The following is a 13859-nucleotide window of genomic DNA, read 5'->3' on the forward strand; positions in this document are numbered from 1 at the left end:
CACTAAGTTTAACGGTTATAAACCCGCTCAACATAACGCCCACGACCATCACCGTGCCCCAAATCCATTGAAACCAGTGCTCTTGCCTCCTGACGACTAAAACCATTTTGTTGGTAATAATTCAGTGCATCCTGCGCCCACGCATAGCGCAAACTGTGGGGAGAATGACAACCTGTTAAACCGATTTTTGTGGTATGTGCCCGCCAGTAGTTTATGGCTTGTTTGAGATCTGGCTTATCAATCAATCTGCCGCCACGTTGTTCTGCGATAGCAATGGCCTGCTCTACAGCCTCTTTTACCGCTGCAACATTCAATACACGGGTTTGCCTTGGTCTTCCGCCTTTTGTACCGAAGACAACATGCAGTTTCGGTTCTGATTGCTCCAACTGTTTACGCCAGCTTTTTAACGAAGCACTGCATTGCACTGCTTCCTGAGAACGTAACCCCAGCAATCGGGCGAGTTTCAGTGTGATGGCAAATCCGGCATCACGTTCACGTGCCTTCTGATAAACAATCTGAAATGTAGCATCAGGGATAGCTTGTTTCGTTCCTGCTCGGCTGGTTCCGCTTAATCCCAATGCCTGATTACTCAAACGTGGCGAGGTCTCCAGTTTTTCTCGGCCTGCCATGCGAAAGATATTACGCAGCGCAGCCATTTCATTTTGCACTGTTCGTTTGGCAATTCCCTGAGACAAACGGGCATCAACGTACTGCTCTACATGCTTGGCTTTCAAATTATTAAGGCTTTTAACCTGAATATTCAGGCTCAATAACAACGCGCCCAAGCGTCCAGCAATCCGAATGCGATCATGGCAGGTCTTATGGCTGCCGCCGCCTTGCCGGGCAAAAAATTTTAATTCCTTAATCAATCGACTCACCAGCTTCTCCCGCGATCTATACCTGACAACATGCAATCTCTGGCGCGCGACCATTCTGGCAAAACAGAAAAACCTGCTTTGCCCTTGATCGATATCTGTGCGCCAGAGTGAACGCAGGTTGAGGTATTGCGGGGTATCGGTTGAGTACGCGGTACTGCCGCCTGCATAAGCAGGTCATCCCCACTGGCAAAAAAAGCCAGCCTCGATATCGTCAAGTTCTCCTTTTTTAATCTAAAAATGCAGTGTCAGATTCACTGAGTGGTGAAGCAGGCGTGAGCCTGTCAGAGTTGCGTGGTGCTTTGGCTGCGGCGTCACTTTCAGCGGTAAACCGCAAAAAGTGACGCCTTGAGTTTTCGAACAATCAGCAAAGGCTATGTAAGCGTTGAAATACCAACGGGTACAGCAAAACGCCGCCAGATTCAATGTCAAACGGTAGTCATGCGTTAATGGTTTAGCGGTAAAAAAATTGTCTGTTGAATAATTCAGACAGGGATAGATAAAAGTATGAACGGATGCGCAAAAGCCATCCTGTTGTTCATTGAAGATAAACAGGATTTATGTTGATTTGAAAAGTCAGTGTATGAACCCACGTTCAACACCCTTCGGCGACAAGATAAAAACACCTTTTGGGCGTATTTTTAGTTTAAGAAACCTTCATTACCAGACAAGGGGTTTATGTCTGACAATATCTGCTTCCAAAGGTGGGCAGATGTACCGCAATGCTTGCTCTCCCTTGCAGGCTACGGGAGTTTTCACTCGCCACCCGAAGGCGATCCTGACAGGCGAGGGATCATTTTTGTAGAGAAAGATATTAACGGTCAGACAGGCGAGAGTCAAACCATTAACTATTCCTGCCAGCCTGATTTTTGCCTGAATTACCGTGCATATTCCGATGATCCCCCTATATTCTGCCAGCACCAGCCAAAAACTGGATTTAATTCGTTAATTAATTTGATTGATTAATGTGTAGAATAAATGTGCTTTTCTGTTCAGCTATGCATTTTATCTCGCTGAGATTCAGCATGATACCGAAGCCTAATTGATAAAACACAAGTTAAATTCAATGAAAAACAACAAAGAATCGCTTTATCTAAAAGAGCGCGCTTACCTGCGAGAGCTGGCTGAGCACATCGCGAAAGAGTCACCGCATCTGGCTGAGTTTCTGGTTTCCTCTCATGACCCTGATATTGCCCGTGTTTTCGAAGCCTTTGCGTTTTTGATTGCCAATCTGCGGGACAAGCTGGAGGATAGTTTGCCCGAAATTGTTCACGGTATTCTCTCCCGCATCTGGCCGTTAGCCCTGTCTCCTATTCCACCGACGACGATAGTACAATTTACGCCCACGGATGATGAACATCAGGGCACTGCCGAGATCCCGATCAGTACATCGGTGTCTGCCAGCCTTAACGGGCAGTTGATCAACTTTAAAACCTGCCGTCCTTTACATATTGAACCGTTGATTGTCCAGGAGCGCGCAGTCAGGAAAACGGGTACTCACAGTGAAATCATCCTGACACTATGCCAAACCGGTTCGGCGTCTTCTTTCTGGCAAAGCGGAGCCTTATCTTTTTTCCTTGGCACTGATACGGAGCGCGCCGCCCAGCTCAGCCTGTGGCTGGATCAACATATCTGTGATATTAGCCTGAACACACAGGGTGAGCGGCGAACAATGAAAAGTTTTCCTGATGGCTGGCATGGCTTGCTTGACGAACCGTTGCTGCCCAGCGCCAAAAGTCCCTATTCCGGCCTGCAACCATTGGTGGAATATTATGCGTTGCCGGCGCTTTATAACTTTGTCACGCTGGATATCAGCAGCAGTTGCGCAAAAGTCCCGCTGAATGACGATGGCACGTTTGAGCTGATTTTGCGTTTCGGGGGCGAATTGCCGCTGGATGATGTTGAGGGGGCATTTTTGTTGGGTTGTGTTCCGGCGATCCATCTGGAAAACCAGGCCAGCCCGCCTGTTCGGTTGGAAGCCGGCAATCACCGCTATCCGCTGCCATTGGGGGGATCGGTGTGCTTGTACCGGCTGCGGGAGGTTCAGGTGGTAGTGCAGCCCGAAGACAGTGAGCAGCGTGGCACGCCTTATCACTGGCTGCCGATTGAGCAGTTTGTTCCCACCGGGCGTTTTTTCGATGACGATGCACAGCCCGACACGTTTTACTACCAGTTCCAGACTGAATCTGATTTTCTGGGCAGAACCCGGCACCGGTTGTGCTTTTTTGATTTGACCGGCAATCCGGCAAACAATCTGCCGGATATTGCTGTCTCGTGCTCTTTCATCGGCTACCATGAGCAGGCACTGACGCTGGAACAAGGCGCAATTACCGTGACGCCGGAAAGTGCACCGTCCCATTTTGATGTGCAGAATATTATTCCGGTGGTGACCGATTATCCGCCATTGTTACAGGAAAATAACGGCTGGCCACTGCTCTCCTGCCTCTCCAGTCCGCCGATGATGTTATTTGCCACCGATAGCCTGAAACAGTTTCTCCGCCTGTTTGACCCGCATAGCGAGACCAACCGTCCGCTGAGCCGCCAGTTCCAGCAACACATTGACGGCATTGTGCAGGTAAAAGAACGCCTGACTGACCGCTTAAAGCGTGGGCAACCGGTTCGTGGGTATGTGTTATCGCTCACGCTGAATCCCGGTTGTTACCACACGCCCGGCGAGATGTACCGTTTCAGCCGGTTAATCAATCAGGCGATGGCCTGCTTTATCAGCCAGTCCACGTTCGTCATGCTGGAAATTTTTACCCCGGACAACAGTGAAATGCTATGGCAGTTCTGGCACGTCGATGGATTACGCCCGGCCCTGTAAGGCATGCATGTCATAACCGATAAGGAATAAAAATGAAAAGTGGATTACGTTTTACCTGCCGTATCGCGGGTGTGCCGGAAGACACCTTTGCGGTCGGCGATTTTTCTTTGCAAGAACAACTCTCTGAGCTGTTTACTCTCAACCTGACGCTGGTCAGGGCCGGTAACGCGAACCCCTTTAAGCCGCAGGCGGAAATTGATTTGGTCTCGTTGCTGATGCAGGAAGCGGTGTTGCAGATTTTTTATGGTGAAACAGAGCAGCGCAAAATCACCGGGATTGTTTCCCACGCAAATTGGGTGGGCACCGATGGTCACAAGACGCGCTATACCGTCACTGTTCGCCCTGTCTGCTGGCGTTTAACGCTCAATCAGGACAGCCGGATTTATCATCGGCAAAATGCCCCGGCGATATTAAACAGCCTGCTGAAAAAGCACCGGGTAAAAGCCGATTCAAAACTCTACGATGCGCATCAGGACAGAGAGTATGTCACTCAGAAACGGGAGTCAGATTATGCGTTTTTCAGCCGGTTAGCTGCGGAAGAAGGTATCAGTTTCTGGTTTGAGGATGAAACGCTGTTTTTCAGTGACAGCCACCTGGGGATGACTGCCGGCTTGCCACTGCAATACCAGCCTCAGCCAGAAACAGCCTACGGCGTTGATACCATTTATCAGGTGCAACTGGGCGTCGGGATGAGTCCGCAACGCAGTTTCCACAAAGATTTCACCCCAGAAAACCCGCGCTATCATCTCTCCCATATGCACAGCAGCGAAGGCTTCCGCGATTTCGGCAGCCAGACCCCTTACACCGTGTTTGAGAGTTACGGACGCTTTCAGAAAGATGCTGCCGCCAAACCATTTTTAAAATACCGGCAGGAAGCGCTGGATAATCAGAAACAGACCGGAACTGGCAACAGTAACTGCATCAAACTCAGGCCGGGCAAAATCTTCGAGATAAAAAATCACCCGCACAAACCGTTCAACGCCCGCTGGCAAATCGTCACCATCAGCCATCGCGGGCATTGCCCACAAGCGCTGGGCGATAACAGCGGGCAGGGTACGACACTCAGCAATACCTTCAGCTTTATTGATGGTCTTGCCGACTGGCGTCCGCCGTTCCACTATAAACCCTTAGCCGATGGTGATGAAACCGCAATAGTGGTCGGGCCGGAAGGGGAAGAAATTTTCGTTAACAAAGACGGCGCAATTAAAGTCCATTTCCACTGGAATCGCTATGACGAGCCGGATGACAGCGCTTCATGCTGGATGCGGGTGGCTCAGGGCTGGAACGGCAACGGCTATGGTTTTATGGCGATACCGCGTATCGGGCAGGAGGTGATTATCTCTTACCTCAACGGGGATATCGACCGACCGATTGTCACCGGCTGTGTTTACAATGGCCTGAACCGCCCGCCGCTGGATTTGCCCGCCGCCAAAACCCGTACCACCTTTAAGACCAAAACCCACAAGGGCAAAGGCTTTAACGAACTGCGCTTTGAGGATGCAAAGGGCAGCGAGGAAATCTATTTCCACGGCCAGAAAGATTTTACCGCGTATATCGAAAATGATGCCTACTGGCACATCAAACATGACCAGAAACAGCGCATTGACAACAACCGATATCACGATATCCGTGCTGATGACCATCATCAGGTCGCCGGTTCACGCAAAATCACCACCGAAGAGGATGTGTCGCACCGGATTGCCGGCAGCCAGCATATCCAGACCGGCGATGCGACCGTGATTGACAGCGGGCAGGAAATTCACCTGAAAAGCGGAGGCAAGGTGGTGCTGGAAGCCGCGGCAGAAATTACGTTGAAAGTGGGCGGCAGTTTTCTCAAAGTTACGCCCGGCGGCATTTTCTGTTCACCGCTGAATGTCGGACAAGGCTCTGGCGGCAATGGACGCGGGCTGGCACTGCAACTGCCGGAAGGTGTCGAGCCGTTGTCGATGGTGGAATTTCCGGCTCATCCATACTGCCCATTACTGGCTCAGCAGGATGTCAGTCCGGTGATTAAACCCGCTAATAAGGAATAACCATGACGATGGAAGCAACGATGATTGAAACATCACTAAGCTGGCAGACATGGCTGAATAAACCGAATGACGCGCCCGTATTCTTTATTCTCAATTCTCTGGCGCAACCCAATCCGATCGATCAGTTTTATCGCAATGATTGGGTCGAACAAGCATTTCCGCTCTACAGTGGTACACCAATGCACAAGATGTTGAAACAAAGCCCATGGCTGGTACAGGCAAAAAGCCACGGGTTATTCCAGATAGGGGAAATACTAGATCGCCACGCACTCAGTGATAACAGTTGGGGATGGGCATACCGCAGTTATACATCATGGCAGGAACAGCTTGCTCACTGGCAATACCGGCAACTGGTGATAATGAATGGCGAACAGGTGTTATTTCGCATTATGGATGCCCGCGTTTTTGGTGCGATGCTCCCAGCATTCACACCCAGTGATTGGTCACTGATGCTATCGCCTGTCACAGAACTGATGATCGACATACCACAGCCGATGCAGTTTTACCGTCCCGAAACATGTGGAGAAGGTAACAGTGAAATCCCCTTTATACTGGACGAGCACCTGCTTGCTGTTTGGTTGCGATCCCCTTACGGCCTGAAAGTGTTAAGCAGTTCACTTTATGATGATTTATGGGAAAACCACGGTGAGATGGCGAAACAACTGGATCAGCCTGTGGGTAGTCTGGAACTACGAATAGAGCAGTGGTTGCAGCAAAAAATTGAAGCGGGCTAATACGTTGAGAAAATCTCTGGTCAGGATTATCTGTTGGCGATGGAACAAGAAAAAGAACAGGAGAAAGATTGATGAGTAATGCAAATTCGATTTATTGTCATGATTGTCAGGCTATGTTAAAGAACAAAATAGAAATTCAGCTTGTCGATGAACATAATAAACCCATAACCAATATGCCTTATACATTAAAAAACAGCAAAACTACACGTACAGGGAAAACAGATGGGAATGGGATGATCAAGGAAGAGCAATTATTGGCTTCTCCTTTACGCTTATTTCTCAGTGGGCAAGAACTTGCAGATGAAATGGAAAAACGCCCACTGAGAACGAAGCGTAACAGTGAATACACTCGCTCTACCGAAGCCATGAAAGCCATTTCACCAGTTTTTAAAGGGAGCTTGGAATCAGGCCGCAAGTATCATTATGCAAAGATTGGTGAATTGGTTGATAAAATGCCAGTTATCGAAAAATGGAAAGAAGAAAATCCTCTTCCAAGCTACCATTTTCCTGATAGTGAACCACAGGGCCTTGAAGTTTATCCATCATATTTAGGCGAATATCGCTATGTTATTGAAGTATGTCCATTTAGGGCATGGTCTTTGTTGTTACATCATCAAAAAGACTATTCATTAGTTAATGCTTATAACCTCTCACTAATGAGTATATTAACTTATGCCGAAGATACTGAAAATTACTTAGGTTCAGTCACAAACCTCTTCCAAAAACAGTTGCTCGATCTGTCACGTTCACCTCATAGGGTCAATGACCAATCTTTTTCCCCAGTGGTTTATGATGTTCCATTTAGTGATCGCTATACTGAGGTCGTCTACATTGACTCAAATAAACAAAAAATTCCTCAGGGTCACACCCAACTTTTTTACGTAGCAAACAAGAAGGAAGTTATTATTGGATGGCGTGGTACTGAAATGACGGAAACAAAGGATCTTCTCACAGATGGAACATTCCAGCCGCTAGAATTAGGCTGTACACCTAAAGGTGTATGTAGTGGTTTTAGCGAAAAAGGGAAAGTTCATAAAGGTTTTTGGGATGCCTTCCATCTTGTCACAGAAATCCAAGTACCTAAAAGAGACGATGGAAAAACAGTATTTGAACATATCATTGAGTTAACACAAAATAAAAAACTATTCATCTGCGGTCATAGTTTGGGTGGTGCCCTCGCCTTGTTACATAGCGCACAACTCAAATCCTATAATCCCTGCCTTTATACCTACGGTATGCCGCGTTTATTCACCCAAAGTGCAGTGCAGGAACTCATTGAAATTATTCACTATCGTCATGTTAATGAAGATGATTTCGTTCCTTCTGTACCCTTTAAAAAAGATATGGATAATATAGCTCTTCAAACTGATTCTAAATTTTTAGGATACACAATCGAGGTATTTGATACACCTATTGGTTCAATAATACCTGCTAGCCGGCTTTTTGCAAAAAGTATCAAATTCCTCAACCATGAGGATGAGTCCTTTTTACATCATGGTAAATTAGTTTACTTTTATGCTCTCCCTAATTCAGAGTCAAAACTGTATTTACTTCCGGAGTTAAATGAAAAAACCAGAAAAGAGACTAAAGAATTTATTGAACAACAGACCAAAGTAGATAAATACAGAGAGCAAGAGGTACGTTCATTTTTTCAAGGTGACGAAAATCCTACAGGCAAGCGTGGGACAGGCCTTCTTGACCATAGTAGCGCCTTATATGCTGAATATATTGATAAGAGATTGCGAGAACTGTGCACTCTTTCACCGGATAAAAAATTGCAAAGGAAGCAGGAAGATTTATCATTTCTTGAAAGTGAGCCGCATTCGATTCGCGCAGTATTTCAAAGAAAAAAAATCAGAGAATATTATTTCTTAAGAGAAATAGATAATCAATTAATGATAACTCTAGAAGTAACTAAAAACGATAAAAGAGGCCCAATAGCCTTACAACGTTACTCTGAGAAACGATAAAAGGATAATATGAGGCTAATAATGAAATTAATATTCAGACTATTAACAATATTACCACTTGTCCTGTGCTTAACAGGATGTGAATTCATATCTAATACTATTTCAAGTTACTGGCAGACTTATAAAGATAAGTCTGAACCATTTTCACCACCTGAAAAAAATCAATGGATTACAGTCGAAGGTATTGCTCCTCCAAATACGAAACCTAATTTAGACAGCATTTATGCTTCAAATAGGTGTCTTGCGACTCATAATACCGCAGGTGGAACACTCTATCACTTACCTAAATATCACTGGAACAGATTTAATATTTTAGTAGATCCTGTAACAGGTTATTTTAAAGAAAAAATACCTCTTAATGGTGGAGGTTGGTGTCAATGGCAGATTGATAATATTGAATTAGCTATTGAGTATACTAACGTTAGCCATCTGATGAAGAATGCTGTATCGCGAGGTAGGGCAGGAATAAATGTATATATCAATGGTGCAAGAAAACCTAGTGACATGAAAAAATTCGAAAATATCATTGATTATAGGCCGACTATTTATCCAGTCTTAAGAAAAAGTTTTGTTACAGGTAATACTAATCAAATAGGTCTTTATTCTGGGAGGGAACTAAGCTTTTTTGAATTAATTCTACAGCAAAAAAATGAATGGAAAATAAAATACATACCAACTTTAGATGAAACTAAAATGCCAAAAATTATTATACCAGGAGGTAATAAACCATCCAGAGTTGAATATCCTGATGGTAAGGTTGATTTAGATAGGGATTCTATTGATTATTGGAAAATAAATAATACATCCCAATTGGAATAGTAATAAATATTTATTAAAACCACCTCAGCATCAGAACATTCCATGATTTATTTATAGTTTCTGATGTTGTGGTTGATATCAATCATTGATAACTAAATTTTTCATACATGAGGTTCAATATGGCAACCAAAGCCGTTATTCTATTAAACGACACCACCGATCACGGTGGAAAAGTAATTACCACTGTAGATGGTTATACTTATAAAGGAATTCCCGTTGCCGGAGAAACAGATTTAGTTGAGTGCCCAAAATGCGAGGGAGTTTTTCCTATTATCGAGGGCAGTGAGAATTTAAAAAATAATGGAAAAGCGATTGCAGTCGAAGGAATGCGCACGGCATGTGGTGCTAAACTGATTGCCAGCCAGAAAGAGTTTCTCGCTTAATAAAACCACACTGACGCGCTGCGCTTGTCTTCTCCGTGTTACCGGGCTAATACATTAGCCCGGTAACACGGAGAGCCGAAAAACACCTGCCAAAAAACAATTTAATTCCTCACCTGCTCCTCAATTCTCTACTCGTTTTTTATTTGCCTCAGGGTAAAAATAGGTGAGGAATGGAGATTAATTTATCTTTAAAAATCAATATAATTAATGTTCCTCGCTTTTTCTGCATATATGCGCGAGAAATGAGGAATACGGTGAGTATCACAATCTATTTTCTCGTAATTCCTCATTTTTTTACTCACTATCTAGTCTGCATTGTTTTGGTTGATAATGGTTATTTCCTGCCCGTTGCGGGTAATGAGTCCATCATGTTCTAACTTGGTTAACCAACGGCTGAAATTCTTCACATTCACTCCCATCGCCTTTAAATCATCACGTATAAGGGCAACAGAACAAGGTTCTTTCAGGGCAGTGCGCGACCGGATACATTGCCATAATGTCGTGTGGTTATCTGTTTTATTGGGGATATGTTCAATTTCTTCCTCCTCAACCGGATCACGCGGCTTGTCAACCAGAACCAGTGATGTAATATCCTCACCGTCTTTATCGGTAAAGAGTTCAACCACACGCATGTCATAGGCTTTGGTTTCCGGCTCTTCGGCATCTTTCATTTTGGTGCAGGTTATAACCAGCGCACCGCCTTTTTTCCCTTCCCGATTGATCCGGTATTCAACATCCAGCGCAGCACGAAAGGCACTGGAACCCCTTGCGCCTTTGCTTTCATCTTTGCCGGAATGGTGAACCACGAGAATACTTGCCCCTGTTCTGGCTTTTAGTTCGTCACAGCCCCGGACAAAAGCGCCCATATCTTTTGAATCATTCTCATCAGCACCACCAAAACAGCGGGCAAGAGTGTCCAGAATAATCAGGCGTACCGGTTCGCCTGTTTCAGACTCAACCTGCCGGACGGCAATCACCAGCTCATGTACTTCGGCAGGCGAGGCCGGAAAGACGGGAGTATTGATCAGATACATATTTTCAACCGTCTGACCGTTGACGATTTCCCATGCTTTGATGCGTCGGGGCACACCGATCCCACCTTCACCGACCACGTACAGTACAGCACCCTGAGCAACCGACTTTCCAGCCCATGCCTTACCTGTGGCAATATGACAACCCCATGCCCCCGCCAGAAAACTTTTATATGAACCGCTCGCCCCGTAAATGCTGCACAGGGAATGCGCCGGAATAATGCCCTTAACCACGTAGTCTAGCTGCGCATCAAAGCCCTCAGAGCCGACTGAGAGTGGTAACTTTGTTTTACGATTTGGATAAATGCTCTCGACGTTGTCATAACGACGGGTTTCTATTGCGTCACTGCTCATCGGTTCTCTCACCTGATATAACGCCTTACTGAATGCCTGTTGTGCTGCCTCAATGCCGTGTTGTTGGCGATAATCATCCCAGTCGGCTTTATATTCTGTCGGTGGTAAAGAAATCCAACCATTCACCGTCAGCGCTGCTTTTTCTGCTGAGATCCTGCCGATATTCACTTTCGGTTTGCCGTGCTTATCCAGTTCGTTAGGGCGATGCCAGTCATTATCTGCGGCAATAATGATTTTTGTGTCAGGCCAGCGTTCCCTAACGGCTTTGGCGACAGAAAATAAATTGCCTGCATCCAGTGCCGCCAGAGCGCTGCCTTGATGTAACTGGTTAACGGTCAGGGCTGTGGCGTAACCTTCGGTAATGATCACCGTGTCGGGGAACGCTTCCAGCGCTGATACGGCAATAAACGCCCCTTTTTTCTGGCTGCCAGACAGTAATTTTTTCTCCCCATTGGTTTTGATGATTTGTGCACCGGTAATTTTTTTATCCAGTGTTGTCAGCGGTAATAAAACCGAATTATCGAACAGTAACCGCTGATTTGGGCAGTGCAGCCCTTTTGCAGTCAAATAGGGCGATTGTCCGGCGATAGTCTGCTTTATCAGTGCCGCGATGCTTTCGGCAATGGGCTGTGTGGGATAAGTGGTTTTTTTGGCGGGCTTGGGTTCAGGCAAAGGCAATGCCAGTGCATCCGCGACAACTTTGGCTGCTTCAATAATCGTGATCCGGTTGGTTCTTGCCACTAAATCCAGTCCATCACCATAGTTAGGGGTATCACAATGGCGGCAGTGCCAGTTGCCGTGATGATGGTCGTCGATAAAGTGGAAACGGTCGGTACCTCCGCAAACAGGGCAAGCACCATGTTTACCTTTTGCCGGAACAGTAATACCGCAAGTGGGCAGCAGGTTTTGCCACGAATACATCGCAGATGCTTTCACGGTCTGGATCAGATCAAGCGATTTTTGGCTGCCTGATGTTTTTTGAACTGTAAATTTGGGACGAGTTTGGGTATGCTGTGTATCAGCCATCGTTTTACCTCACTTAATGGTTGTTGGTCAGACGCCTCAGATGTGTTCCAGCACACTGGGGCGTTGTGTTTTATGTTACGTTTCTTATGTCATCGTCTTTTCTGTGTTATGCCGCCCGCGATTCTGCAATACGCTGGGCGATCCAGTCATCAATCTCTGCTTCAATAAAGGCCACTGAGCGAGGTCCGATTTTGACCTGCTGCGGGAATGCGCCATCGCTAATCAGTTTGTAGATCCACGCTTTGCTGTAACCCGTTCTGCGCTGCACTTCCGGCAAACGAATCAAACTTGTTTTTAATGCTGCCATTGTCATATTCACTCTCCTGTTACCGAGTCCCTTAGCGCTCACCGTGGACGTTGTTTGATGACAGGCGAATTATTTAAAAAGCAAGACTTAATGAACAGCGTTAATTGTTTTTCTCCCGATGAAAATTAGCGGGTTGCAAATTGTACTAGCGGTTTTTCCTGTCACGCAGTGGTTTGGCGAAGTCATACGGTGTTATGGGTTTTTCCCGGTTCGCATCCAGATAATCCGCCCACCACTGCACCATCAGCCGCCGTTCGTCCAGATGTTTGGATGTATGAATATACGCCGCCCGGACGTTGTTTCGTTCGATATGGCTGAGCTGGCGTTCGATGGCGTCATCGCTCCACAGGCCGGATTCACCCATTGCACCGCGCGCCATTGTGCGGAAGCCATGCCCGCAGACTTCGGTTTGAGTATCGTACCCCATCGCGCGTAATGCCTTGTTAACCGTGTTTTCACTCATGACTTTCGCGGAATTATGATCGCTGGGGAACATCACGTCGCAGTTGCCGCTCAGTTCGTGTAAGGCGTTGATAAGACCAACCGCCTGACGGCTCAACGGTACAATGTGATCCGTTTTCATTTTCATGCCGCGCTCAGAAAAGCGAACGCCTTTAATCGGTTGCCTTGTGGCAGGGATTTTCCATACTGAATTTTCAAGGTCGATTTCCTGCCAGCGGGCAAATCTCAGCTCACTGGAGCGGACAAACGTCAGCAGCGCCAGTTCTACCGCGATTTTGGTCAGTAAGCGTCCGCGGTAAGCAGACAATCGGTTCAGGAAATCAGGTAAACATTCATGGGGCAAGGCGGGGTGATGACGGGATTTTGTGGTGATGAGTGCGCCTGCCATGTCATTAGCCGGGTTGGATTCCAGAATGTCATTCTGGACGGCGTAGCGCATGATGGCCGTGATACGTTGCCGCAGTCGTTGCGCGATATCGTGTTTGCCCTCGGCATCAATGGCTTTGACCGGCGCTAAAAGCTGGCTGGTACGTAATGTGGTAATATCGCGGGTGCCGATATGCGGGAAGATATACTGCTCAAGGCTGCGCAATATTTTTTGACGGTGGCTGTCGCTCCAGCGTTTGTTACTGGCGTGCCATGCCCGGGCGACTTGTTCAAACGAATTGATTTTGGCGGGCGTTGGTGTGCCTTTTTTCTCGGCTTTGGGGTCGATACCCTGAGCCATCAGCTTTTTGGCTTCATCACGTTTAGCACGGGCATCGGCTAACGATACTGTCGGATAGACACCGAACGCCAGTCGGTCTTCTTTTTTATCGGTCGGGCGGTAATACTTCATGCGCCAGTATTTTGAGCCACGTGACGAGACTTCTAAATAGAGGCCACCGCCATCGGCGAGTTTGTAGGTTTTTTCTTTGGGTTTTGCAGTTTCGATTTGTCGTGCGTTTAGTTTCATTATTAAGGGCATTCCTTTAATCGAACGGTAAGTGCCCCGAATTATGCCCTTCGCTGCATCTTGATTGCAACAGACGAAACTAGACG

13 protein-coding genes are annotated in these 13859 nt (G+C 46.6%); 7 read left to right on the forward strand and 6 right to left on the reverse strand.

The window, feature by feature from the left end:
- Positions 1–8: 8 nt before the first annotated feature.
- Genes PSI22_RS08690 through PSI22_RS08700 form a run of 3 tightly spaced genes read right to left on the reverse strand, consistent with a single transcriptional unit; the run spans position 9 to position 1307 of the window.
- The gene (locus PSI22_RS08690; protein ID WP_273579402.1) at positions 9–878 is read right to left on the reverse strand and encodes an integrase domain-containing protein; all 870 of its coding nucleotides are present in this window, start codon (positions 876–878) and stop codon (positions 9–11) included.
- A complete protein-coding gene (locus tag PSI22_RS08695) occupies positions 875–1093 on the reverse strand; it encodes a hypothetical protein (RefSeq protein WP_273579403.1) in 219 nt (72 codons plus the stop codon). Before PSI22_RS08695 ends, PSI22_RS08690 begins: the two co-directional genes overlap by 4 nt.
- 16 nt (positions 1094–1109) lie before the next feature.
- A complete protein-coding gene (locus tag PSI22_RS08700; protein WP_273579404.1) occupies positions 1110–1307 on the reverse strand; it encodes a hypothetical protein in 198 nt (65 codons plus the stop codon).
- A 246-nt stretch (positions 1308–1553) separates the two neighbouring features.
- Between PSI22_RS08700 and PSI22_RS08705 the strand changes: the two genes are divergently transcribed.
- The 7 genes from PSI22_RS08705 (at position 1554) to PSI22_RS08735 (ending at position 9638) form a co-directional block, all read left to right on the forward strand.
- Entirely contained in the window at positions 1554–1841 is a 288-nt protein-coding gene (locus tag PSI22_RS08705) for a hypothetical protein (protein WP_273579405.1), read from the forward strand.
- Between the two features lie 100 nt (positions 1842–1941).
- The gene (locus PSI22_RS08710; RefSeq protein WP_273579406.1) at positions 1942–3699 is read left to right on the forward strand and encodes a type VI secretion system baseplate subunit TssF; all 1758 of its coding nucleotides are present in this window, start codon (positions 1942–1944) and stop codon (positions 3697–3699) included.
- A 32-nt stretch (positions 3700–3731) separates the two neighbouring features.
- Positions 3732–5732 carry a type VI secretion system Vgr family protein gene (locus PSI22_RS08715; protein WP_273579407.1) on the forward strand — a complete coding sequence of 667 codons (2001 nt, stop codon included), beginning with the start codon at positions 3732–3734 and terminating at the stop codon, positions 5730–5732.
- 2 nt (positions 5733–5734) lie between these two features.
- Complete coding sequence (locus PSI22_RS08720; protein WP_273579408.1) at positions 5735–6466, forward strand: DUF4123 domain-containing protein; 732 nt, start codon at positions 5735–5737, stop codon at positions 6464–6466.
- Between the two features lie 71 nt (positions 6467–6537).
- The gene (locus tag PSI22_RS08725) at positions 6538–8436 is read left to right on the forward strand and encodes a lipase family protein (protein WP_273579409.1); all 1899 of its coding nucleotides are present in this window, start codon (positions 6538–6540) and stop codon (positions 8434–8436) included.
- A 21-nt stretch (positions 8437–8457) separates the two neighbouring features.
- Positions 8458–9255: a hypothetical protein gene (locus tag PSI22_RS08730; RefSeq protein ID WP_273579410.1), complete on the forward strand. Its 798-nt coding sequence runs from the start codon at positions 8458–8460 to the stop codon at positions 9253–9255.
- Between the two features lie 119 nt (positions 9256–9374).
- Positions 9375–9638 carry a PAAR domain-containing protein gene (locus PSI22_RS08735; protein WP_273579411.1) on the forward strand — a complete coding sequence of 88 codons (264 nt, stop codon included), beginning with the start codon at positions 9375–9377 and terminating at the stop codon, positions 9636–9638.
- Between the two features lie 305 nt (positions 9639–9943).
- Here the strand turns inward: PSI22_RS08735 and PSI22_RS08740 are convergent, their stop codons facing one another.
- From PSI22_RS08740 to PSI22_RS08750, 3 genes are all read right to left on the reverse strand, one after another.
- Positions 9944–12049 carry an AAA family ATPase gene (locus PSI22_RS08740; protein ID WP_273579412.1) on the reverse strand — a complete coding sequence of 702 codons (2106 nt, stop codon included), beginning with the start codon at positions 12047–12049 and terminating at the stop codon, positions 9944–9946.
- Between the two features lie 106 nt (positions 12050–12155).
- The gene (locus PSI22_RS08745) at positions 12156–12362 is read right to left on the reverse strand and encodes a helix-turn-helix transcriptional regulator (RefSeq protein WP_099131000.1); all 207 of its coding nucleotides are present in this window, start codon (positions 12360–12362) and stop codon (positions 12156–12158) included.
- 139 nt (positions 12363–12501) lie between these two features.
- A complete protein-coding gene (locus PSI22_RS08750) occupies positions 12502–13773 on the reverse strand; it encodes a tyrosine-type recombinase/integrase (RefSeq protein ID WP_273579413.1) in 1272 nt (423 codons plus the stop codon).
- Positions 13774–13859 lie beyond the last annotated feature (86 nt).

The sequence above is a fragment of the Xenorhabdus aichiensis genome, assembly GCF_028598775.1.
Taxonomy (GTDB): domain Bacteria; phylum Pseudomonadota; class Gammaproteobacteria; order Enterobacterales; family Enterobacteriaceae; genus Xenorhabdus; species Xenorhabdus bovienii.